This window comes from Loktanella atrilutea (assembly GCF_900128995.1).
In the GTDB taxonomy this organism is placed as follows: Bacteria; Pseudomonadota; Alphaproteobacteria; order Rhodobacterales; family Rhodobacteraceae; genus Loktanella; species Loktanella atrilutea.
The window spans coordinates 136,363-157,524 of record NZ_FQUE01000003.1 but is presented as its reverse complement, the minus strand read 5'-3'; the positions used below and the strand labels follow the sequence as shown (position 1 = coordinate 157,524).

At 65.3% G+C, this 21,162-nt stretch carries 20 protein-coding genes; 13 read left to right on the top strand and 7 right to left on the bottom strand.

The annotated features are described in order from the left end of the window. Nucleotides 1-21 precede the first annotated feature (21 nt). The 4 genes from BUA54_RS08550 to BUA54_RS08535 all read left to right on the top strand — a co-directional run bounded on the left by BUA54_RS08550 (nt 22) and on the right by BUA54_RS08535 (nt 5,486). On the top strand, nt 22-1,854 hold the full coding sequence (locus BUA54_RS08550; protein WP_072856827.1) for an ABC transporter ATP-binding protein: 1,833 nt from the start codon (nt 22-24) through the stop codon (nt 1,852-1,854). Continuing rightward, on the top strand, nt 1,851-3,680 hold the full coding sequence (locus BUA54_RS08545; protein WP_072856826.1) for an ABC transporter ATP-binding protein: 1,830 nt from the start codon (nt 1,851-1,853) through the stop codon (nt 3,678-3,680). The genes BUA54_RS08550 and BUA54_RS08545 overlap by 4 nt, the downstream gene beginning before the upstream one ends. Beyond that, the gene (locus tag BUA54_RS08540) at nt 3,677-4,879 is read left to right on the top strand and encodes a class I SAM-dependent RNA methyltransferase (protein ID WP_072856825.1); all 1,203 of its coding nucleotides are present in this window, start codon (nt 3,677-3,679) and stop codon (nt 4,877-4,879) included. Before BUA54_RS08545 ends, BUA54_RS08540 begins: the two co-directional genes overlap by 4 nt. 103 nt (nt 4,880-4,982) lie before the next feature. Continuing rightward, nucleotides 4,983-5,486 (top strand): L,D-transpeptidase family protein, encoded by a 504-nt coding sequence (locus tag BUA54_RS08535; protein WP_072856824.1) that lies wholly within the window; start codon nt 4,983-4,985, stop codon nt 5,484-5,486. A gap of 3 nt (nt 5,487-5,489) precedes the next feature. On the opposite strand, the gene dalA is transcribed toward BUA54_RS08535, so the two are convergent. The 4 genes from dalA to BUA54_RS08515 all read right to left on the bottom strand — a co-directional run bounded on the left by dalA (nt 5,490) and on the right by BUA54_RS08515 (nt 9,722). Then, the gene (gene dalA / locus BUA54_RS08530; RefSeq protein WP_072856823.1) at nt 5,490-6,080 is read right to left on the bottom strand and encodes a divisome-associated lipoprotein DalA; all 591 of its coding nucleotides are present in this window, start codon (nt 6,078-6,080) and stop codon (nt 5,490-5,492) included. Nucleotides 6,081-6,403: 323 nt separating this feature from the next. Beyond that, nucleotides 6,404-7,570 (bottom strand): MFS transporter, encoded by a 1,167-nt coding sequence (locus BUA54_RS08525; protein WP_072856822.1) that lies wholly within the window; start codon nt 7,568-7,570, stop codon nt 6,404-6,406. A 186-nt stretch (nt 7,571-7,756) separates the two neighbouring features. Then, nucleotides 7,757-8,848, bottom strand: a complete 1,092-nt coding sequence (gene hemH / locus BUA54_RS08520; protein WP_072856821.1) for a ferrochelatase — start codon at nt 8,846-8,848, stop codon at nt 7,757-7,759. Nucleotides 8,849-8,900: 52 nt separating this feature from the next. After that, on the bottom strand, nt 8,901-9,722 hold the full coding sequence (locus BUA54_RS08515; protein ID WP_072856820.1) for a methyltransferase domain-containing protein: 822 nt from the start codon (nt 9,720-9,722) through the stop codon (nt 8,901-8,903). 13 nt (nt 9,723-9,735) lie between these two features. Between BUA54_RS08515 and BUA54_RS08510 the strand changes: the two genes are divergently transcribed. Genes BUA54_RS08510 through BUA54_RS08495 form a run of 4 tightly spaced genes read left to right on the top strand, consistent with a single transcriptional unit; the run spans nt 9,736 to nt 12,016 of the window. Beyond that, a complete protein-coding gene (locus BUA54_RS08510) occupies nt 9,736-10,455 on the top strand; it encodes a ComF family protein (RefSeq protein ID WP_143155390.1) in 720 nt (239 codons plus the stop codon). A gap of 33 nt (nt 10,456-10,488) precedes the next feature. Next, nucleotides 10,489-10,746 (top strand): glutaredoxin 3, encoded by a 258-nt coding sequence (grxC, locus tag BUA54_RS08505; protein ID WP_072856818.1) that lies wholly within the window; start codon nt 10,489-10,491, stop codon nt 10,744-10,746. After that, nucleotides 10,743-11,573 (top strand): carbon-nitrogen hydrolase family protein, encoded by an 831-nt coding sequence (locus tag BUA54_RS08500; protein ID WP_072856817.1) that lies wholly within the window; start codon nt 10,743-10,745, stop codon nt 11,571-11,573. The genes grxC and BUA54_RS08500 overlap by 4 nt, the downstream gene beginning before the upstream one ends. Further along, nucleotides 11,573-12,016: a MarR family winged helix-turn-helix transcriptional regulator gene (locus BUA54_RS08495; RefSeq protein WP_072856816.1), complete on the top strand. Its 444-nt coding sequence runs from the start codon at nt 11,573-11,575 to the stop codon at nt 12,014-12,016. The genes BUA54_RS08500 and BUA54_RS08495 overlap by 1 nt, the downstream gene beginning before the upstream one ends. Before the next feature lie 112 nt (nt 12,017-12,128). Here the strand turns inward: BUA54_RS08495 and ubiG are convergent, their stop codons facing one another. Then, nucleotides 12,129-12,869, bottom strand: a complete 741-nt coding sequence (ubiG, locus tag BUA54_RS08490; RefSeq protein ID WP_072856815.1) for a bifunctional 2-polyprenyl-6-hydroxyphenol methylase/3-demethylubiquinol 3-O-methyltransferase UbiG — start codon at nt 12,867-12,869, stop codon at nt 12,129-12,131. Between the two features lie 63 nt (nt 12,870-12,932). Between ubiG and pip the strand changes: the two genes are divergently transcribed. The 5 genes from pip (at nt 12,933) to infB (ending at nt 19,408) form a co-directional block, all read left to right on the top strand. Beyond that, entirely contained in the window at nt 12,933-13,922 is a 990-nt protein-coding gene (gene pip, locus BUA54_RS08485; RefSeq protein ID WP_072856814.1) for a prolyl aminopeptidase, read from the top strand. 136 nt (nt 13,923-14,058) lie between these two features. Further along, nucleotides 14,059-14,658, top strand: coding sequence for a ribosome maturation factor RimP (rimP, locus tag BUA54_RS08480; protein ID WP_072856813.1), 600 nt, complete (start codon nt 14,059-14,061; stop codon nt 14,656-14,658). Then, nucleotides 14,658-16,268 carry a transcription termination factor NusA gene (nusA, locus tag BUA54_RS08475; RefSeq protein ID WP_072856812.1) on the top strand — a complete coding sequence of 537 codons (1,611 nt, stop codon included), beginning with the start codon at nt 14,658-14,660 and terminating at the stop codon, nt 16,266-16,268. Before rimP ends, nusA begins: the two co-directional genes overlap by 1 nt. Before the next feature lie 16 nt (nt 16,269-16,284). Beyond that, entirely contained in the window at nt 16,285-16,911 is a 627-nt protein-coding gene (locus BUA54_RS08470; RefSeq protein WP_072856811.1) for an RNA-binding protein, read from the top strand. Between the two features lie 4 nt (nt 16,912-16,915). Continuing rightward, nucleotides 16,916-19,408, top strand: coding sequence for a translation initiation factor IF-2 (infB, locus tag BUA54_RS08465; protein ID WP_072856810.1), 2,493 nt, complete (start codon nt 16,916-16,918; stop codon nt 19,406-19,408). 147 nt (nt 19,409-19,555) lie between these two features. Here infB and mutT read toward each other — a convergent pair whose 3' ends face one another. Both mutT and argJ read right to left on the bottom strand, forming a co-directional pair. Then, a complete protein-coding gene (gene mutT / locus BUA54_RS08460) occupies nt 19,556-19,954 on the bottom strand; it encodes an 8-oxo-dGTP diphosphatase MutT (RefSeq protein WP_072856809.1) in 399 nt (132 codons plus the stop codon). Beyond that, nucleotides 19,951-21,162: a bifunctional glutamate N-acetyltransferase/amino-acid acetyltransferase ArgJ gene (argJ, locus tag BUA54_RS08455; protein WP_072856808.1), complete on the bottom strand. Its 1,212-nt coding sequence runs from the start codon at nt 21,160-21,162 to the stop codon at nt 19,951-19,953. Before argJ ends, mutT begins: the two co-directional genes overlap by 4 nt.

Here is a 21,162-nt window from a genome sequence, read left to right as displayed (position 1 = left end):
GAGAGACTCAAGGCTCCCCCCGTGTTTGGTTACTTCGAGCGCCTAGTCGATCCCTATACGCCGTATCAGGAGACCGACACACCGCCCACGCGGCTCTGGCCGTTCCTGTGGGACTATACCCGGCCGCTGCACCGCGTCTTTGCGGTCACGGCCGGACTGTCGACTCTTGTCGCCTTCATTGAGGTCGGACTGATCGCCTATCTCGGCCGCCTTGTCGATCTGCTGGACAAGGACCCGAACATCTTCTGGGCCGACCACGGGCTGGAGCTGCTCGCGATGGCTGCCTTTTTCCTGACCCTGCGGCCGCTGATCCAGACGGCACATACGGCACTGTTGAATCAGACGATCAATCCGAACCTGACGGCACTGTCGCGCTGGCGGGCCCACCGGCAGATCATGCGCCAAAGCGTCGGCTGGTTCGAGAACGACTTTGCCGGTCGCATCGCGAACCGCGTGATGCAGACGCCGCAGGCCGTAGCATCGGTGATGAACCAGTTCTTCGAGGCCGTGGCTTTCGCTGCCGCCTATCTGGTCGGAGCCTTCGCCCTGCTGGCGGATGCTGACCTGCGGCTGGTGTTGCCGCTGCTGGCATGGTTCATCCCCTACCTTTTGCTGCTGCGCTGGGTCATCAAGCGGATCAAGCCGGCGTCGCAGGCCTCTTCCGACGCGCGCAGCGTCGTGACCGGACGGATCGTGGACGGTTATACCAACATCCATTCGGTCAAGATGTTCGCTCATGCGGATGCAGAGCTTGGCTATGCAAAGGAGGCGATCGAGGGGTCGCGGACCACCCTGATGCGGGAAATGCGGCTCTATACCATCATGGACCTTGCGCTGGTCTTCCTGAACGGCGTGTTAGTGGTGGGCGTCGTCGGTTGGGCGCTGTCCCTTTGGCTGGGCGGTCTGGCGACGGTCGGCGTGGTGGCGGCGGCTGCGGCACTGGTGCTGCGCCTGAATGGCATGAGTGGCTGGATCATGTGGGCGGTCAGCCAGTTGTTTCAGGAACTCGGCGTCGTGGCCGAGGGGCTGGAGACGATCGGCCAGCCGGTCACCCTGACCGACACACGCGGCGCTGCGCCTTTGGCGGTCACCGCGGGGCGGATCGAGATCGACGGGCTGAGCCATCACTACGGCAAGGCAAAGGGTGGCCTCGACCGCGTCTCGCTGGTCATTCCTGCGGGTCAGAAAGTGGGGCTCGTCGGCGCCTCGGGCGCCGGCAAATCGACCCTGATCAAGCTTCTTCTTCGTTTCTATGATGCGGAGGGCGGTGTGATCCGCATCGACGGGCAGGACATCTCTGGCGTGACGCAGAATTCGCTGCGCCATGCGATCGGTATGGTGCAGCAGGATTCAGCATTGCTGCACCGGTCGGTGCGCGAAAACATCCTCTACGGTGCACCTCAGGCAAGTGACACAGCGATGATCGCCGCGGCCCGTCAGGCAGAGGCGCACGACTTCATCCTGACGCTGGAGGATACCGAAGGCCGTCATGGCTATGACGCACGGGTCGGCGAAAGAGGCGTGAAACTGTCCGGCGGGCAGCGGCAGCGGATCGCGCTGGCACGGGTCATTCTAAAGGACGCGCCGATCCTTTTACTGGACGAAGCGACGTCCGCTCTGGATTCCGAGGTCGAGGCGGCAATTCAGGACACGCTGGTCACGATGATGGATGGCAAGACGGTGATCGCCATCGCGCACCGGCTGTCCACCATTGCGCGGATGGACCGGATCGTCGTGATGGATGACGGGCGGATCGTCGAGGACGGCACGCATGACGAGTTGCTGGCGCTGAACGGCCGCTATGCCCGGTTCTGGGCGCGCCAGTCCTGCGGGTTTCTGGGGGAAGACGCATGACATTCACGAACTGGATCGACCCCAACGCCCGCGCCGACGGCCCGCCGCCGCGCACCCTGCTGGCCTTCATCCGCTGGGCGCTGCGCGGCAGTTTCGGCGCTATGGGGGCGGGGGCGTTGATTAGCACGCTGGCCGGCGTGCTGGAGGTGCTGGCCGCCCTGATCCTCGGTCGGGTCATCGACTCTGCCTTGGCCAGCGAACCCGGTGTCTATTTCGGCGAAAACGCGTGGCTGCTGATCGGGGTGGCCGCGTTCTTCATCCTGTTCCGGCCCCTGGTTCTGGGGCTGTCGGGGATCATGCAGTCCGTCGTGGTCGCGCCGGCGATCTACAACCTTGTCCTGTCGCGGCTGCACCGGCACACGCTGGGGCAAGCGGTGACGTTCTTCGACAACGACTTTGCCGGGCGAATCAGCCAGAAGCAGATGCAGGCCGCGCGGGCGACGACGGATCTGGGCGTCGATACCATCAACACGGTGTTCTATGCGCTGGCCTCGGTCGTGGGATCGATTGTCCTGCTGACGGATATCGACATCTGGGGTGCCGTCGTGCTGGCGCTGTGGATGGGTGCCTATATCGGCCTGATCCGCGCCTTCATGCCCCGCATCCGAGAAACCTCGAAGCAACGGGCCGGGTCACGCGCGATGGTCACTGGTCAGGTCGTGGACACGATCACCAACATCAAGACGGTAAAGCTTTTTGCCCATGCCGACCACGAGGACCGCGCCGCCACCGACGCGATGGAAAAATTCCGGCTGGACTCGCTGGGCTTCGGTTGGGTCAGCGCAGGCTTCCGGTTCTGGCTGATGACGCTTGCGGGCGTGCTGCCCGTCCTGCTGGTCGGCATGACGCTGTTCCTGTGGCAGTCGGGGGCGGCTACGGCGGGCGACATCGCCGTGGCAGGCACCATCGGCCTGCGGCTGGCGCAGATGACCGGTTGGGTCAGTTTCACCCTGATGGGCATGTATTCCAACGTCGGAGAGGTCGAAGACGCGGTTCGCACTCTCGCCAAGTCCCATGCCCTGCCGGATGCAGAGGATGCCGTCGATCTCGACCTCAGCGCCGGGCGGATCACGCTGGACGACGTCACCTTCACCTACGGCGGCGGTGAGGGCGGCCTGCGCCGGGTGACGCTGGATATCGCGAGCGGTGAAAAGCTGGGGATCGTGGGCGGATCCGGTGCCGGGAAATCGACGCTGGTGGCGCTGTTGCTACGGCTTTACGATCCCGAGACAGGAACCGTCAGCATCGATGGTCAGGATCTCCGGCGCGTCCGGCAGGAAAGCCTGCGTCGCAAGATCGGAATGGTCACGCAGGAAACAGCGATGTTCAACCGCTCTGCCCGTGACAACATCCGCTATGGTGCGCCAGAGGCGACGGACGACGAAATCCGCAAAGCTGCGGCGCGGGCGGAGGCCGAGGAGTTCATCGCCAATATCCGCGATCACGCCGGGCGCAAGGGTTACGACGCGCATCTGGGCGAACGCGGTGTCAAGCTGTCGGGCGGCCAGCGCCAGCGGATCGCGATAGCCCGTGCGATCCTGAAGGACGCGCCGATCCTCATCCTTGACGAGGCGACGAGCGCGCTCGATTCCGAGGTCGAGGCCAGCATTCAGGGGGCGCTGGACGCGGTGATGGAGGGCAAGACGGTCATCGCCATCGCGCACCGCCTTTCGACGTTGCGCCAGATGGACCGGATCATAGTTATGCACGGGGGCCGGATCGTCGAGGAAGGGACCCACGACGCGCTGCTGGCGATGGAAGGGCTTTACGCGCGCTACTGGAACAGGCAATCGGGGGGCTTCATCACCGTCGAGGACGCCGCGTGAGCCTGACCATCGAAAGCCTGACCCATTTGGGTGCCGGTCGTGCCAGCGATGGCACACTGGTGCCGCGGACCCTGCCGGGCGAAGAGGTCGTGCTGCGCGCCGACGGGACGGCCCAGATCGTGACGCCGTCCACCTTGCGGGTGTCGCCGCCTTGCCGCCATTTCAAGGCTTGCGGCGGCTGTGCCCTGCAGCATGCGGCCGACGACTTTGTCGCCGGGTGGAAGCAGCAGGTCGTGGCCCGTGCCCTGTCGGCGCACGGTCTGGAACCTGCGTTCAGGCCGATCCATACCTCGCCGCCCCGGTCGCGCAGGCGGGCGAAGTTCGCGGGCCGGCGGACGAAATCGGGTGCGATGGTGGGCTTTCATGCGCGGGCATCAGATGTGCTGGTCGCCGTGCCAGACTGCCAGCTTGTCACCCCCGGCCTGCTTGCGGGTCTGCCGATGCTGGAGGCGCTGACCGTCATGTCCGCGTCCCGGCGTGGCGAGGTCGCGCTGACCGTGACCGAATGTGCCGCCGGCCTTGACGTCCTGGTGCAGACTGACCAACCGCTGACCGATCAGTTGCGCATCGACCTTGCGGTCTTTGCCCAGAACAACCGCCTCGCACGCCTGACATGGGTCGACGAGACCGTGGTGACGATCCGTCCGCCGGCGCAGGTCTTCGGTCCGGCGACGGTGACGCCGCCTCCCGGTGCATTTCTGCAGGCCACGCAGGACGGGGAGGCCGCCCTGCTGGCCGCGGTAAAGGAGATCGTGGGCCCAGCTGCGCGGATCGTGGATCTGTTCGCAGGCAGCGGCACATTTTCCCTCCCGCTCGCGACCAAGGCAGAGGTCTGGGCGGTCGAAGGCGACGCCGCGATGACGCAGGCCCTCGACCGGGGCTGGCGGGGGGCCCGGGGGCTGAAGAAAGTCACGGCGAGCGCACGCGACCTTTTCCGCCGCCCGCTCGAACCCGACGAACTGAAAGGGTTCGATGCTGCTGTCATTGACCCGCCGCGGGCGGGGGCCGCAGCACAGGTTGCGACTTTGGCGGTCAGCGCGATCGACCGCGTGGCCATGGTGTCCTGCAATCCGGTCACATTCGGACAGGACGTGGCAACCTTGGCAAACGCCGGTTTCTCGATCGACTGGGTGCAGGTCGTGGACCAGTTCCGCTGGTCACCGCACGTCGAAATGGTCGCATCGCTCACGCGGGCGTGAATTCGTCACGTGCAACGGGTCTTTGACGCACGCCATCGGTGGTGTATCGGGTTTCACAGGCCGACGTCAGATCGGCGGTGGGACATTCAGGCAGGGCAGACCGATGTTGAACAGACGTTTCGTGATGATGGGCGCGCTTGGCACGCTGATGGCGGCCTGCGCCAAAGCGGTGCCGAACAAGTTCAAGCGCTACGACGGGCCACCGGTCACACGTCTTCAGGTGTTCAAGGGCAAACGCAAGTTGCAGGTCCTCAGCGGCTCTCGTCTGCTGAAGGAATACGACATCGAGATGGGGTTCGCGCCCGAAGGTCACAAGCAGGTCGAACGCGACGGCAAGACCCCGGAAGGCGCCTACCTGATCGACCGGCGCAACGGCAACAGCCGCTATCATCTCTCGCTGGGTATCTCCTACCCGGATTCGCAGGACATCGCCCGGGCTGCCGCCATGGGGATGCGGCCGGGCGGCGACATCTTCATCCATGGCACGCCACGGGAATACATCGGCAAGACCGACTGGACCTGGGGCTGCATCGCGATCGCCAACGACGAGATCGAGGATCTTTACGCGATGGTGAAGGACGGCACGCCGATCTACATCTACCGCTGACCCCTACTGGGTCAGCGACGCGGTACCGAAGGGCGTCATCGCGGTGTCGAAGGATGCCACGGCGGGAGCTTGCGCAACCGGATCCGTACCCATCGTCATCACCCACCAAAGCTTGCCGGCCGGTTCCTGGAACCATGCCAGTCCCATGCGGCGCGCGGCGGGGTCCAGCACGACGCGGCGGGTGTCCGGCTGCTTCATCCAGGCGGCCAGCGTTTCGAGCTCGGTCTCATATGACTCGGAAATGTTTTCGCCGAGGATGCGGCCCTGAAACCCGACGCGGCGGGCCCGGTCCAGCGGCGACGATCCGTCGGACCCGAAAAGCCACGGCCGGTTCTGGACGGACATGTCACGGGCATGGGTCTCGTCCGCGGCGTTCAACTGCGGATCAAGGCTGACAGGCGGCGCGCCGGCGGCGGCGCGCAGCGTATTCACGCTGTCCAACATGCGGAACTGGATCTCGTCAGTGTCGCCGGGTTCGATCCGGTAGACCTGCGGCAGCGGCAGGCCATCGGGTCCGATCCGGCCCCGCGGTGCACGCGCACAGGCGGCGAGCCCGAGGGCACTGATCCCGATCATCACGAAACGTCTTTGCATTGCGGCACCCTTCCTGGCGTTGATGCGTGTCTTAGCGGGAACGGCGGGGCAGTTCAAACGCCACGTCGGACCATGGGCGGCGATCTGGCGGAGGTTTGATGTGCCGCAATCTCGCGCGGGGCCCGTTGCCGATTTGTCGCAGGGTGCGGGCCGATCATCGGGCATAGGCGGAGTGAGTGTCGCATCGTCACGGCCAGGGACCGTATCATCGCCGCATCACGGGACGGTGTGGCGCGACGCATGTTCGTCCGCCGGCTTGTTGAACTGAGGATCGTGGACGATCATCAGGGACGGGGACGCCAATGGCGTCCCCGTTCGCGAATTCAAAGTTCCGGCATCGCCGGTTTTGACCCCAGTGCCCCCGCCAATGCAAAGCTGACGGCGACGAGCGGCAGGCACAGGCCGAAGGTCCAGCGCAGGCCCGCATGTTCCGCGACGAAGCCCAGCAGCGGCGGTCCAAGCAGGAAGATCACGAAAGAGAATTGCGCCAGTGCCGCTACGTTGATCGCTGCGGGGCGGTCGCTGCGCTGGGCCGCGGCGGACATGGCGAGGGGAAAGATCGCCGCCGTGCCAGCGCCGACGAGAGCGAAGCCCAGAAGCGCCACAGGCGCGGCTGGTGCGAAGAAGATCACAAGCACGCCCAGCGCCATGCTGGCCTGCATGAGGCGGGCCACATGGTCCGGCGCGTGGCGATCGACGATGCGGTCGGCAAAATAGCGGGTGATGGCCTGGCTGAGTGCCGCGGTTGCCACCGCCAGACCGCCGAGGAACGGCAGCGCGTCGAAGACGGAGCGCATGTAGATCGCGGACCAGTCGATGCTGGCCCCCTCCAGCAGCATGGCAGACAGCGACACGCCGACGAGCGCCATGATCCCCAGCGTCGGTCTGGCAATGATCGGGCCGTTTTCCCCGCTGTCGGTGCCGCGCCGCGGCGCCGGCTGAAAGTCGCCAAGCAGAAACTGCACTGCAAGAAGGATCAGCGGCAGCACCAGCGCAAGGTGGACGCCCGGCGGAATGCCCAGCTGCGCCATGGCCGCGCCAAAGATCCCGGCGCCGAAAAACCCGAAGCTCCAGAATGCATGGGCGCGGTTCATGATCCGCCGTCCCATCGCAGCCTCGGTCCGATCCGCCTCGACGTTCACGATGACCTCGGTCGCGCCCATGGTCAGTCCGGCTGGGATCAACAGCAGGAAGAGTGCAAGCGGCGAAGGCGCATGGACGGCGATCGCAAAGAAGAGCGCCATGAGCGGCAGCAGCACGAAAAGCGCCCGGCGGTGGCCGAGCCATGCGATGACCGGTGCGGCCAGTGTCAGCGAGATCAACGTGCCGGTGGAAGTGCCGATCAGCGCGAGACCCAGCGCCCCTTCCTCGATTCCCATGGCACGCTTGATGTCTGGCAGGCGTGGGAACAGGTTGCCAAGCGCGAAGGCATAGATCGCGAAGGACGCGAAGACGCGCTGGTGCGGGGCAAGACGGGCGGTGAGTGGCATCGGGATGCTTTCGGAAGAGGTCGCGGGCACATAATCACGCGGACTTCGCGGGGCCAATGGGGCCCATGCCGTCCTTGACGAATTGGTCCCTTTGGCGGGCGTATGCAGCGAAAGTGCGACGCGTCGCCGTGCCGCCTGCCCGGAAGCCTCCGGCGGGAGTTTACCTGGCCAGATAAATGAGGATCGTCACGAGCGGTCAGTCTCGAGCCAGCCCGAGAGGTTCCGGGCAATGATGCCGCAGAGCGCATCGATGTGGGCGGGATCGTCGTTCAAGCAGGGAATGTAGGTGAAATGATCGCCACCTGCGTGTTCGAAGGATTCCTTGATCTCTTCGTTGATCTCTTCCAGCGTTTCGATGCAGTCGGCGCTGAAGGCGGGGGCGCAGACGGCGATGCGTTTGATCCCCTCCTCCTCGGCCAGACGGGCGACTTCCTTGACGGTATAGGGCTTCAGCCATTCTTCCGGCCCGAACCGGGACTGAAAGGTCGTGCGGATCTCGGTCTTGTCCCAGCCGAGCCGTTCGCGCAGCAGGCGCGTCGTCTTCTGGCACTGGCAGTGGTAGGGATCCCCTTCGCGCAGGTAGCGTTCCGGCACCCCGTGATAAGAGCAGACAAGGACCTCGGGCTTTTCCGCGGCGGCGGCGTAGGCGCGTTCGATGGACTGGGCGAGGGCGTCGATGTAGGCCGGATCCTCGAAATAGGGATCGACGATGCGGGCGGTGGGCTGCCATTTCTCCTGCATCAGGGCCTGAAAGAACTTGTCATTTGCCGTGGCAGAGGTGGCGCCGGCGTAATGCGGGTAAAGCGGGAAGAACAGGATCTTGGTGCAGCCGTCCTCGACCATTCCCCGCACCTTGGATTGCGTGGACGGGTTGCCGTAACGCATGCAGAAGTCGACGCGCACGTCGTCACCGTAGCGGGCCTGCATCTGCTTCTTGATGGCCGCGGTCTGGGATTTCGTGATCGTCAAAAGCGGCGATTCGTTCAGGTCCTCGTTCCAGATCGACTTGTAGTTCGCGCCGGACGTGAAAGGCCGTTTTGACAGGATGACGAGTTGTAGCAGCGGCTGCCAGACCCAGGCGGAGTAGTCCACCACACGCTTGTCTGACAGGAATTCCGACAGATAGCGGCGCATCGACCAATAGTCGTAGCCGTCCGGTGTGCCGAGATTCGCCAGCAGGATGCCGACGCGGGCGGGCTTGATCGCGGGGTGATCCGAACCGGCGTGGGCCGGGCAGGCGGCTGGGCGTTCGGTCGGCTTCTGGTCGAACATGTCCATTGTCTTTCCTGTCCCGTGATCACGAGGTCAGATAACGGGAAATGGCGTCAGGTCAATCGTTACGGTTCTTAAGCGGTGTTTCCGCCGTGCCCAATGCGTCAGCCAGTCGCGCCGTTGCAGAGCCGGGCCGCAGCGGCTGCGGCTGACTGTCGGCGGGGGCCCAGCCGGTCAGGGTCACGACCTCGAAGGTCGCAGTGATACGGCCGCCCGGTTCCGCGAAGTGTGCGGCGTAGAGGCGCGCGGCCTCCTGCAGGACGCGGCGACCGGTCGGGCGGCGCAGGCGGTCGTGCAAAGCGTTCGCCTCGCCCATCGCACGTAGGTCGCGCATCAGGGCGAAGGCATCCGCGTAGGTGATGCGGATCGTGTCGCTGTCGGCGACGGGCAGCGCGAAGCCGGCGCGCTGCAGAAGGCCGCCCAGATCGCGGATCTCTGCCATCGGGGCGATGCGAGGGGACAGGCCGCCGGTCAGGCGCGATTCCGCGTCCGCAAGGCAGCTGCGCAACTCCTGCAGGGTCTGGCCGCCAAAGAGGGTGCCGATGAAGAGCCCGTCGGGTGCCAGCGCGCGGCGGGACTGCACCAGTTGTCCAACGAGGTCGTTGGCCCAGTGCAGGGACAGGTCGTGGATCAGCAGGTCGTGGCTGGCCGCGGTAACCGGCAGGACATCGGTATCGGGAGTCGTCGGCGCTTCGGGAAGGATGCCGTGCCAGATCGCGGGGGTCGGCGTCACGATCAGGGGGGCCGTAAACGGCCTGTTAACGTCTTGCAGTCTTTCCTGCACGTCGGCGGCAATCCGGTCCCGCAGGAAGCTGTCGCGCGCGCGGGTGCGGTAGCGGGTGAGGGCGGTGCGGTCGGTCAACTGCTGCATGGGGGTCATCTAGGGGCGAATGATGCGAATGCAAAGCATCGTACGGGCGGTCTATCCACCGCAATGTGTCGCCTGCGAGGCGCAAGTTGCCGACGATCACGGATTGTGCGGTCCCTGCTGGCGCGAAACGCGGTTCATTCAGGGCCTGACCTGCGAGGCCTGCGGCACGCCGTTGATGGGGCAGGGCGCGGGGCCGGTGCACTGCGACGACTGCATGACGATCGCGCGGCCCTGGGCGCAGGGGCGGGCGGCGCTGGTCTACGACGGCATCGGGCGGCGGATGGTGTTGAACCTCAAGCACGGGGATCGGACCGATCTGGCGGTGCCGGCGGCGCGGTGGATGCTGCACGCGGGTCGCGGGATGATCGCGAAGGACATGGTGGTGGTGCCGGTGCCGGTCCATTGGACCCGGCTGATCGCGCGACGCTACAATCAGGCGGCGCTCTTGTCGCGACTTGTGGCACGCGGGCTGGGTGCGTTGCATGTGCCGGACGGCTTGCGTCGCGTGGTGCGCAATCCGAAGATGGAAGCGGTGGGGCGCGATGCCCGCTTTGCCGCGCTGCAGGGCGCCATCGCCCACCATCCGCGCCGGGCGGCGCTGCTGGCCGGGCGTGAGGTGCTGATCGTGGATGACGTCATGACTTCTGGCGCAACGCTGGCCGCGGCGACGGAGGCGGCCCATGCGGCGGGCGCAGGACGGGTGTGCGTGCTGACACTGGCGCGGGTGGTGAAGGACACCTAGATTGGGGGCAACCCTATCAAGGAGCGTTTCGCCATGACATCAGTCGAGATCTACACCACGCCCACCTGTGGTTTTTGCCATGCGGCCAAACGGCTGCTGTCGTCCAAGGGTGTCACCTTCTCCGAAATCTCGCTGGCGCAGCAGCCCGAGCGCAGGGCCGAGATGATGCAGCGGTCCGGCGGCGGCCGTACGGTGCCGCAGATCTTCGTGGGCGAGACTCATGTCGGCGGCTGCGATGATCTTTATGCGCTGGACAAGGCCGGCAAGCTGGACGCCTTGCTCGCTGCATGAGGGCGGCACTGGTCCAGCTGACGTCGAGCGACGATCCCACCGCGAACCTTGTGGTGACGCGGGCGATGGTGGCTGAGGCTACGGCGGGCGGCGCGACACTAATCTGCACGCCAGAGGTCACGAACTGCGTCAGCCAGGATCGCGTGCGGCAACGGACGGTGCTGAGGCATCAGGACGACGATCCGACGCTGGCCGCGTTGCGCGAGGATGCGGTGCGGCTGGGAGTCTGGATCGCGATCGGGTCGCTGGCGATCCGGACCGAGGATTCCGACGGCCGTTTTGCCAACCGAAGTTTCCTGATCGGACCTGATGGCGAAATTGCTGCGCAGTACGACAAGATCCACATGTTCGACGTCACCGTGTCGGAAACGGAGAGCTATCGCGAATCCGCAGGCTATCGCCCAGGCAAGCGGGCCGTTCTGGCGCGGACGCCAGAGGCGGTGCTGGGGTTAACGGTCTGCTATGACATGCGGTTCCCACACCTTTACCGCGCGCTTGCGCAGGCGGGGGCGGACGTGCTGTTGGTGCCTTCGGCGTTTTCACCTGTCACCGGGGCCGCGCACTGGGAAACGCTGTTGCGCGCCCGGGCGATCGAAACCGGCTGCTTCGTGCTGGCCGCGGCGCAGACGGGGACGCATCCGGCGCAGTCCGGCAAACCGCGGCAGACCTGGGGACACAGTCTTGCGGTGGCTCCGTGGGGCGAGGTGTTGGCGGACGCGGGCACGGCGCCCGGCGTCACCATAGTTGATCTGGATCTGGCTTTGGTGGCACAGTCGCGGACGCGTGTGCCGTCCCTGACCCACGACCGACCCTTTGAAAGCCCCTGATGCCCGATCAGACCCAGCACCTGGCCGTCACCCTGTTCAGCGAACTGCTGGCGGTGGACCAGCTGGCGCGGGCCAGCATGGCGCGGGTGCTGCCGAAGGGGATGGAACTGTCGCATTTCTCGGTACTGAACCATCTGGCGCACAGCGGGGCCGAACGCACCCCCGCGCAGCTGGCGCAGACCTTTCACCTGACCCGCGGTGCGATGACCAACACCCTGAGCAAGCTGGAATGGGCGGGCTGGGTCCACGTCAGGCCCGACTGGGACGATGCGCGGCGCAAGCTGGTGTCGATCAGTCCTTCTGGCCTGTCGGCGCGCAACGCGGCAATCGCCGCGATATCGCCGTTGGTCAGCGAAGTCGTGGCGAAGGTGGGCGAAGACAAGGTGCGCGCGACATTGCCGGTCCTGCGGGAGTTGCGGGCGAAGCTGTCGGATCCGGCCTGACGGCCGGAGCGCTCCGCGCGGGGAGTATTTGGAAAAAAGCGAGGGGGCGCAGTTCCTTATCTGTCGCGCCTTGGGGCGGCTTCGATCTGGGATCGATGACGGCGGGTTTGGGTCAGGCGGGTTTCGTGGCGGCGGTGACGTAGTTCACGGACAGGTCGGTCGGGGAGGTGGACCAAGTGAACTGCAGGAAATTAAAGACGTAGCCGGTGCGATCGACGGGCGTCAGGCCGGCCTTTCGCAGCAGGTCGAAAAGTTCGTCCGGAGTGATGAACTTGTTCCAGTCGTGGGTTCCTTTAGGCAGCCAGCGCATCACCCATTCCGCGCCGAAGATCGCCATGGCGAAGGATTTCGGATTGCGGTTGATGGTGGAGCAGAGGTGCAGCCCACCCGGTTTCAAGAGCTGCTGACAGGCGGTGAGGTAGCCTAACGGATCGGCGACGTGCTCCACCACCTCCATGTTCAGGACGACGTCGAACTGTTCGCCGCTTGCCGCCATCGCCTCGGCCGTGCCGTGGCGGTAGTCGATCTGAAGACCGGACTGTTCGGCGTGGATTTGCGCCACCGGGATGTTGCGGGGGGCGGCGTCGACGCCGACCACATCGGCACCAAGCCGCGCCATCGGTTCGCACAGCAGCCCGCCGCCACACCCGATGTCGAGGATCCGCAGCCCGGCGAAGGGGCGGTCGGTCCCGAGATCGCGGTTGAACTCCGCGGCGATCTGCCGCGTGATGTAATCCAGCCGCACCGGGTTCATCATGTGCAGCGGCTTGAACTTGCCGGTTTCGTCCCACCATTCCTCGGCCATCGCCTCGAACTTGGCGACCTCCTGGTCGTCGATCGTGTTGGTGTTCATGGTGGGCCTCGCATTGGTCAGGTGGGCATGGTTTTAGCCGTCTCTGCCCTATATAGGTGTTGCATGGAAAACGTCCCGAGCCAAAAGAGCACAGCCGTCGGCTTGTACCCCCCGAGCGACCCTTTCGACCAGCGCGTGCTGGACGTGGGCGACGGGCATAAGATCTATGTCGAACAGTGCGGTAACCCCGACGGAATCCCCGTCGTCGTGCTTCACGGCGGGCCGGGGGGCGGATGCAGCCCGGCGATGCGGCGATATTTCGATCCCGCACTCTATCGTGTCGTGCTGTTCGACCAGCGCGGCTGCGGCCGGTCGCGGCCGCACGCAAGCGTGGTTGCGAACACGACGTGGCATCTGGTCGGCGACATCGAATTGATACGCCAGACGCTGGGCGTCGATCGCTGGATCGTCTTTGGCGGCAGTTGGGGGGCGACCCTTGCGTTGATCTATGCGCAGGCACATCCGGATCGGGTCGCCGCACTCGCCCTGCGCGGCGTGTTCCTGATGACCCAGCCGGAACTGGACTGGTTCTATGGCGGCGGCGCGGGGCGGTTCTGGCCTGACCTGTGGGACCGCTTCGTAACGTTGATTCCAGAAGCCGAGCGTGACGACCTGATCGCGGCCTACCACCGGCGCCTGTTTTCCGGCGACATGATGACCGAGACGAAATATGCCCGCGCCTGGGCGCAGTGGGAAAACGCGCTGGCGGCAATGGACAGCGACGGCGTGACCGGGGAAAGCCCCGCAGACTACGCCCGCGCCTTTGCGCGGCTGGAGAACCATTATTTTCAGCACAAGGGCTGGCTGGACGCGGCTCACCAGATCCTTGCGCGGACAGACCGGCTGGCCGGGATTCCCGGCGTGATCGTGCAGGGGCGGTATGACATGATCTGTCCGCCGGTATCCGCATGGACCCTGTCCCGCCAGTGGCCGATGGGCAAGCTGACGCTGGTCGGGCGCGCGGGGCACGCCCTGTCAGAGCCCGCGATCAGTGCGGAACTGGTGCGCGCGATGGACCGTTTCGGGGTGGAGCGGGAGCGGCTTGGTCTTTGATGTGACGCTGCCCTTGCGGTGGCGTCACGGTTGCTCTATATGGCTTCTCAACAGCGGCGTGCTGGCCTCCACCCCCAGCGCCCAACCGGAATTCATAACGGGCCGCGCGCCCGTTTTTTTGTGCTTGGAGGAATCCATGAACGACCTGATCGCCAAGGCGGCCATCGACCGCCGGATCGCCGAGATCGTCACCCCCGTCATCGAGGACATGGGGTTCGAGGTCGTGCGCATCCGCCTGATGACCGGCAAGGAATCGACGCTCCAGATCATGGCGCAGAAGCCCGACGGCACGATCGAGGTCGACGACTGCGCCCAGATCAGCACCGCCGTGGGTGCCGTGCTGGACGTCGAAGATCCGATCCTCGACAACTACACGCTGGAGGTCAGCAGCCCCGGCATCGACCGGCCGCTGACCCGCCTGAAGGATTTCGACCAGTGGCAGGGCTTCGAGGCGAAGCTCGAGACCGACCAGCTGATCGACGGCCGCCGCCGGTTCAAGGGCGAGCTGGCCGGCACCGAGGGCGACGAGGTGTTGATCACCATCTCTGCCGGCGACCACGGCAAGGAAGAGGTCACGATCGGCCTGAAGTTCGAGTGGCTGTCCGACGCCAAGCTGGTGCTGACGGACGAGCTGATCCGCGACGTGTTGCGCGGGCGCAAGGACAGCGGGCAGATCGACGAGGCCCAATTCGACGAGATTGAAACCATCATTGATGGGAATGAGGAGAACACCTGATGGCCATTACTTCCGCAAACCAGCTCGAGCTGCTGCAGACCGCCGAGGCGGTCGCCCGCGAAAAGAACATCGACCCCGGCCTCGTGGTCGAGGCGATGGAGGAATCCCTCGCCCGGGCGGCGAAGTCCCGCTACGGCGCGGAAATGGACATTCGTGTCAGCATCGACCGCAAGACAGGTCGCGCGACCTTTACCCGCGTCCGGACGGTCGTCGAGGACGAGGAATTCGAGAACTATCAGGCGCAGTTCACGCTGGAAACGGCGAAGGACTGGATGGAAAACCCCCAGATCGGCGACACGCTGGTCGAGGAAGTGCCGCCCGTCGAGCTCGGGCGCATCGCCGCGCAGTCGGCCAAGCAGGTCATCCTGCAGAAGGTCCGCGAAGCGGAGCGCGACAAGCAGTACGAGGATTTCAAGGACCGCGCCGGTACGATCATCAACGCGCTGGTCAAGCGCGAGGAATACGGCAACGTCATCGTCGACGTGGGCAGCGGCGAGGCGATCCTGCGCCGGAACGAGAAGATTGGCCGCGAAGCCTATCGCCCCAACGACCGCATCCGTTGCTACATCAAGGACGTGCGCCGCGAACAGCGCGGGCCGCAGATATTCCTGTCGCGGACAGCGCCCGAGTTCATGGCCGAGCTGTTCAAGATGGAAGTGCCCGAGATCTACGAGGGCATCATCGAGATCAAGGCCGTCGCCCGCGACCCCGGGTCGCGCGCCAAGATCGCCGTTATTTCGTATGACAGCAGCATCGACCCGGTCGGTGCCTGCGTCGGTATGCGCGGTTCCCGCGTGCAGGCCGTCGTGAACGAGCTTCAGGGCGAGAAGATCGACATCATTCCCTGGAACGAGGATATGCCGACGTTCCTGGTGAACGCGCTGCAGCCCGCCGAAGTGTCGAAGGTCGTGCTGGACGAAGAGGCCGGCAAGATCGAGGTCGTCGTGCCGGAGGAGCAGCTTTCGCTGGCCATCGGACGTCGCGGCCAGAACGTGCGTCTGGCGTCGCAGCTGACCGGTCTGGATATCGACATCCTGACCGAGGAAGAGGAATCCAAGCGTCGTCAGGCCGAGTTTGAACTGCGCACGAAGCTGTTCATGGACACGCTGGATCTGGACGAATTCTTTGCCCAACTGCTTGTTTCGGAGGGGTTCACGAACCTCGAAGAGGTTGCCTATGTCGAGGCCGAGGAATTGCTTGTCATCGAAGGTGTCGACGCTGATACGGCTGGCGAGTTGCAGGCCCGTGCCCGCGACTATCTGGAAGCGCAGAACAAGAAGGCTCTGGATCACGCCCGCGAGCTGGGTGTCGAGGACAGCCTCGTCAGCTTCGAGGGTCTCACCCCGCAGATGGTCGAGGCACTGGCGATGGATGGCGTCAAGACGCTGGAAGATTTCGCGACCTGTGCGGACTGGGAACTTGCCGGCGGCTGGACGGTTGTCGACGGTCAGCGTCACAAGGACGAGGGCGTGCTGGAGAAGTTCGACCTGAGCCTCGAAGAGGCACAAACCCTTGTCATGACAGCGCGTGTGGCGCTGGGCTGGGTCGACCCGGCAGACCTTGTCGCCGACGACGATGATACCGATATGGAAGAGGAGGCGGAGGCCTGAGGGCCTTCGACTGCACATGACCCGTGGCGGATTGAAGAAGACCTACGAGGACGGACCGGAGCGGCGGTGCATCGTCACCGGCGAGACGCAGCCGAAGTCCGGTCTGGTCCGCTTCGTGGTCGGGCCTGACAATCAGGTCGTGCCCGACATCTTGGGCAAGTTGCCCGGACGTGGTATGTATGTCGCATCGACTCGAGACGCGCTGGACAAGGCTCGCAAGGGCCAGTTCAGCCGGTCGGCCAAGGCGCCGGTCAGCGTCCCGGACGGACTGACGGAAGAGGTCGAGCGGCAGCTGGCCCGGCGCACGCTGGACCTGATCGCGATGGCCCGCAAGGCGGGTCTGGCGGTCTGCGGCTTCGAGAAGGTCAAGGGCTGGCTGGCCGGGGGCGCGCGGGTGCGGGTCCTGCTGCAGGCCCACGATGGGTCAGAGCGCGGCAAGGCCAAGCTTTGGACGCCCGAAGGGGCAAGATATTACAGTTGCTTGACTGCAGCTGAATTGGGTTTGGCATTCGGGCGGCAAAGTGTGATACATGGCGCGCTCGCGACTGGCGGACTCAGTGACCGTGTTGTAGAGGAAGCCGCAAGACTGCGCGGCATCCGCGAGATTGACGACGGCAATATGGCTGTCGGGAAGGATACATAGCTAGATGAGCGATACTGACGGCAAGAAACCATTGGGCCTTGGCGGGTCGCGTCCGAGCAACGTGAAGCAGAGCTTCAGCCACGGCCGGACGAAGAACGTCGTTGTGGAAACCAAGCGCAAGCGCGTCGTGGTGCCGAAGCCCGGAACACCTGCGCCCAAGACCGGCGTGGCTGCTGGCTTGCCGGCAGGTGGCGATCCGTCGAAGCGGCCTGCAGGCATCTCGGACGTCGAACTCGCCCGTCGGATGAAGGCACTGGCGCTGGCGAAGTCGCGCGAAGTTGAGGAAGCCGCCAAGCGCGAAGCCGAAGAAAAGGAGCGTGCCGAGGAGCGTGAGCGCCGCCGTGCCGAGATAGAGGCCAAGGAGGCCGAGGATCGCGAGCGCGAGGAGCGGGCCCGCGCGAAGGCAGAGGAAGAGGAAGAGAAGCGTCGCGCGGCGGATGCCGCCCGGAATGCGCCTGCGGTGCAGGTCGACGCACCTCCGGGACAGACCGAGGTGGATCGCCCGACGTCCAGTGCCCCGCGCAAGGCGACGGAGCGCGAGCGCGAGGCACAGACCCGTGACACGACCAAGGCAAAGCCGGCCCGCGAGGGCGACGGCCGCCGCGGCGGCAAGCTGACGCTGAACGATGCCCTGACCGGACGCGAGGGCGGTCGTCAGCGGTCCATGGCGCAGATGAAGCGCAAGCAGGACCGCGCCCGCCAGAAGGCGATGGGCGGTCAGGTCGAGCGCGAAAAGGTCGTGCGCGACGTGCAGCTGCCCGAGGCGATCACCGTCGGGGAACTGGCGAACCGGATGGCCGAACGGACGTCCGACGTCGTCAAGGAACTGATGAAGATGGGCATGATGGTCACGCAGACCGAAACCATCGACGCCGATACGGCCGAACTGCTGATCGAGGAATTCGGCCACAAGGTCGTCCGCGTGTCCGATTCGGACGTGGAACAGGTCATCGACCAGGTCGAGGACAAGGCCAGCGACCTGAAACCGCGTGCGCCGATCATCACGATCATGGGCCACGTCGACCATGGCAAGACTTCGCTGCTGGACGCGATCCGCAAGACCCGCGTCGTCGCCGGCGAAGCCGGTGGCATTACCCAGCATATCGGTGCCTATCAGGTGACGACCGAAGGCGGTCAGGTGCTGTCGTTCCTCGACACCCCGGGCCACGCCGCCTTTACCTCGATGCGGTCGCGCGGTGCGCAGGTTACCGACATCGTCGTGCTGGTGGTTGCTGCGGACGACGCCGTGATGCCGCAGACCATCGAGGCGATCAACCACGCCAAGGCGGCCAAGGTGCCGATGATCGTGGCGATCAACAAGATGGACAAGCCCTCGGCCAATCCCGACAAGGTGCGGACCGACCTGCTGCAGCACGAAGTCATCGTCGAGAAGATGTCCGGCGACGTGCAGGACGTCGAGGTATCGGCCCAGACGGGTGCGGGGCTCGACAATCTGCTGGAAGCGATCGCACTGCAGGCCGAAATCCTCGACCTCAAGGCCAACCCCGACCGCGCCGCCATGGGTGCCGTGATCGAGGCGCAGCTTGACGTGGGCCGCGGTCCGGTGGCCACGGTTCTGGTGCAGCACGGTACACTGAAGCGCGGCGATATCTTCGTCGTCGGCGAACAGTGGGGCAAGGTCCGCGCGCTGATCGACGACAAGGGCGACCGCGTGAACGAGGCCGGTCCGTCCGTCCCCGTCGAGGTGTTGGGTCTGAACGGCACACCCGAGGCCGGCGACGTGCTGAACGTAGTCGAGACCGAGGCGCAGGCGCGCGAGATCGCGGACTACCGGATGAAGGCCGCTAAGGACAAGCGCGCCGCCATCGGGGCCGCGACCACGCTGGAACAGCTGATGGCGAACGCCAAGGCGAACCAGTCGGTCAGCGAACTGCCGATCGTGGTGAAGGCCGACGTTCAGGGCTCCGCCGAGGCGATCGTTCAGGCGATGGAGAAGATCGGCAACGATGAGGTGCGCGTCCGCGTGCTGCACTCGGGTGTCGGTGCCATCACCGAGACGGACATCGGCCTGGCCGAAGCATCGGGTGCGCCGGTCATCGGCTTCAACGTCCGCGCCAATGCGACGGCGCGCAACGTGGCCAACCAGAAGGGCGTGGAGATCCGGTACTACTCGGTGATTTACGCGCTCGTGGACGACATCAAGCAGGCGGCCTCCGGTCTTCTGTCGAACGAGATCCGCGAGAAGTTCATCGGCTATGCAAACATCAAGGAGGTCTTCAAGGTCTCCAACGTGGGCAACGTCGCGGGCTGTCTGGTCACCGAAGGTGTGGCGCGGCGTTCTGCCGGCGTGCGTCTGCTGCGCGACAACGTGGTGATCCACGAAGGCACGCTGAAGACGCTGAAGCGTTTCAAGGACGAGGTGACCGAGGTCCAGTCAGGCCAGGAATGCGGCATGGCCTTCGAGAACTACGAGGATATCCGCCCCGGCGACGTGATCGAGATCTTCGAGCGCGAGTCGGTGGAGCGTAATCTGTAAAGGGTGCTGCCCTTAGAATAGTGAAGGCCCGTCAGCGTTGCTGGCGGGCCTTTTTCTTTGCGTTTATCTGGTCAGATGAATGAGAGGGGAAGGCGCCTGGGGCGGCGCCGGATTTTGAGTATTTTGGAAAAAGCGAGGACAGGCCCGTCAGAGCCAGTCGCGCAGGATCGGGATGAGGGGGATGTCCGCAGGGGGCATGGGGTAGTGGGTCAGATCGTTTGCGCGGACCCATTTGAGCGTCTGCCCCTCGCGCCCCTGTGGTGTGCCCTGCCATTTGCGGCAGGCGTAGAGTGGCATCAGCAGGTGGAAGTCGTCGTAGGTGTGGCTGGCAAAGGTCAGCGGCGCGAGGCAGGAGGCCCAGGTATCGATGCCCAGTTCCTCCTGCAATTCGCGGATCAGGGCCTGTTCCGGCGTTTCGCCTGCATCGACCTTGCCGCCGGGAAATTCCCAGAGGCCGGCGAGGGACTTGCCTTCGGGCCTCTGGGCCAGCAGGACGCGCCCGTCCACGTCGATCAGCGCGACGGCCGAGACGAGCAGGACCTTCACGACCGGTAGTCGGCGTTGATCGTGATGTAGGCGTGGGTCAGGTCGCAGGTCCAGACGGTGCTGGCGCCGTCACCGAGGCCGAGGTCGATGTTGATGTCGATATCCGGGTTCTTCATGTAGGCGGCGCATTTTTCTTCGGAATATTCCGGCGCACGCCAGCCGTCGCGGGCCAGCACCAGATCGCCCAGCCGGATCGTAAGGCGGTCGCGGTCGGCCTGTGCGCCGGACTTGCCGACGGCCATGACGATGCGGCCCCAGTTCGGATCCTCGCCGGCAACCGCGGTCTTGACCAGCGGGCTGTTCGCCGTGGCCATGGCGACGCGGCGCGCGTCGGCGTCGGAGGCGGCGCCCGTGACGTTGATCGTGACGAACTTCGTCGCCCCTTCACCGTCGCGCACGACCTGGTGAGACAGGTCCAGCATGACGGCGTGCAGTGCGTCCTCGAAAGCCTGTTGGCCGGTCACGTCGACACCGGAGGTGCCGGTCGCCGCCAGCATCAGACTGTCGGAGGTGGAGGTGTCGCTGTCCACGGTGATGTTGTTGAAGGTCCGGTCGGTCAGGCGGCCCAGCATGTCCTGCAATGGCCGATAGGCGATCTTCGCATCGGTGAAGATGTAGACCAGCATCGTCGCCATGTCGGGGGCGATCATGCCGGAGCCCTTGGCGATGCCGGCGATCTTCACGGGCTTACCGTCGATCTCGACCGTCTGCGTCGCCCCCTTGGGAAAGGTGTCCGTCGTCATGATGGCGCGGGCGGCGTCGTTCATGGCAGTGGCGGATTGCGCGGCGGTCAGTTCTTCGATCTTCGCGACGATCCGGTCGTGGGGCAGGGGTTCGCCGATCACGCCGGTAGAGGCGGTGAAGACGCGGGCCGCATCGATGCCGGTCGCGACGGCCACGGAATCGCAGATCGCGGCGACGGAGGTGGTGCCGGCCTTGCCGGTGAAGGCGTTGGAATTGCCGGAGTTCACGAGGATCGCGGCAGGACCGTCACCGGCCCCCAGCTTCGACTGGCAGTCGAGCACCGGGGCCGAACGGGTCGCGCTGCGGGTGAAGACGCCGGCGACGGTGCTGCCGGCAGCAAGCACCGCCAGCATCACATCGGTCCGGTTCTTGTATTTGACCCCCGCCTGCGCTGCCGCGAAGGTGACGCCCTCGATGACAGGCAGGTCAGGAAAGGCGGCAGGCGCGAGCGGGGAGATGGCCAT